Below are 1,848 nucleotides of genomic sequence, written 5' to 3' on the forward strand. Positions count from 1 at the left end.
ACGCTGACAGTAACTTGCACTATATGGATCGTGTGTAACCATCATAATAGAAACACCTTGTTCTTCATTTAAGTTTGTCATTGCGTCTAGAAGACTCGTTGCGTTTTTAGAATCAAGCGCCCCTGTTGGCTCATCTCCTAAAATAATAGCTGGCTCATGTACAAGTGCACGTGCTGCTGCGGAACGCTGTTTTTGTCCACCAGATACTTCAGATGGATACTTTTGAAGTATCGTTGAAATCCCTAACATTTCAGCTACTCTTTCTACTTTTGGTCCAATTTTACGTGATGGAACACCTTGAAGTGAAAGTGGCAATGCGATGTTTTCATAAATCGATAAGTTTTCGAGCAAGTTGAAATCTTGGAAAATGAACCCTAACTTTTGAGAACGGAAATCAGAAAGTTCTCCTTGTTTCATTTTTGTAATATCCGTACCTGCAATTTCAACAATGCCACCCGTTGTTTTATCTAATGTTGAAATTACATTTAATAAAGTTGTTTTCCCAGAACCAGATGGCCCCATGATTCCGACAAATTCACCCTCTTGAATCGAGAACGATACGCCTTTTAAGGCATGTGATTGATTCTCGTCTTTTTTACCGTATATTTTCTGGACATTTTTTACGTTTACTACTGGTTTGCTCATATATATCCTCCTACATTTTGTTTTCTGGTTCCTATTTTGCGCTTTTTCGACACTATCTGCCATTGGTTCACCTTACATTTACCTTACACTTTCGTAATATAACAAAAAGAAAAAGTCAGGTTTATATGCTCGCTTGGCATATATCCTGACTTTCTCATATTTTAAAACAAAAATGGACAACTCCGTAGTTTGATGTTCTTTGTTTAAAAACTATTTTGATATTTCTCCAACAGACTTAACGCTTAATTCATATGTAAACCATAGTTAGATAATATGAAGGTAAAATTCCTTGATAATTAATAGTTGATAAATACTCTATCATTGTGAGCTAGTATTTTATCATTTTGGCCAAGAACACTCCTTCCTCAAGGAACGCGAAGTGAGTAGGTGGGAGATGAATTGGCTTCGGACAAGGAATGGCAGGAAGCCATCTTAATTGTTCGACATAAACAAACTGTTATTACACTATCTATCGAATGTATGTTTGTTGTACAATAGACATATATCGAAAAGGAGGTGAAATGATGATGATCAATAAAGCATATAAATTTCGTATCTATCCAAATAAAACACAAGCGACCCTAATCAATAAAACGATTGGTTGTTCTCGCTTTGTATTCAATCGCTTCCTATCTCTATGGGATCATGCATACAAAGAAACAGGAAAAGGTTTGACATATGGTACATGCTCTGCCAAACTCCCTGCCATGAAGAAAGAATTTGTTTGGCTAAAAGAAGTGGATAGTATTGCGATTCAGTCGTCTGTTCGCAACCTTGCGGATGCTTATACACGCTTTTTCAAAAAACAAAACAGTGCCCCGCGTTTCAAATCTAAGAAGAACAACGTACAATCTTACACCACAAAACAAACAAATGAAAACATTGCCGTTATAGGAAACAAAATAAAATTGCCAAAACTAGGTCTTGTTCGATTTGCCAAAAGACGTGAAGTAAAGGGACGTATTTTAAATGCTACAGTTAGACGGAATCCTTCTGACAGATACTTTGTGTCATTGTTAGTTGAGACAGAAGTGCAGGAACTACCGAAAACACATTCTCACATTGGAATAGATGTAGGACTAAAAGATTTCGCCATTCTGTCAGATGGAAAACCCTATGAAAATCCGAAGTTTTTTCGATCGTTAGAAGAGAAGTTGGCAAAAGCACAGCGTGTTCTTTCTAGAAGAACGAAAGGATCTTCTA

At 36.7% G+C, this 1,848-nt stretch carries 2 protein-coding genes; one reads left to right on the forward strand and one right to left on the reverse strand.

Going from position 1 to position 1,848, the window contains the following annotated elements; all coding sequences use genetic code 11:
• The coding region (locus tag GFJ36_RS11830) for an ABC transporter ATP-binding protein (protein WP_157349589.1) at positions 1 to 645 on the reverse strand (645 nt) is incomplete at its 3' end.
• A gap of 524 nt (positions 646 to 1,169) precedes the next feature.
• Here GFJ36_RS11830 and GFJ36_RS11835 point away from each other — a divergent pair.
• On the forward strand, positions 1,170 to 1,848 hold a 679-nt coding region (locus tag GFJ36_RS11835), incomplete at its 3' end, for an RNA-guided endonuclease TnpB family protein (protein WP_157349590.1).

Origin of the sequence: Bacillus sp. EE-W1, from assembly GCF_009760835.1 — a bacterium.
GTDB lineage: Bacteria > Bacillota > Bacilli > Bacillales > Bacillaceae_G > Bacillus_A > Bacillus_A wiedmannii.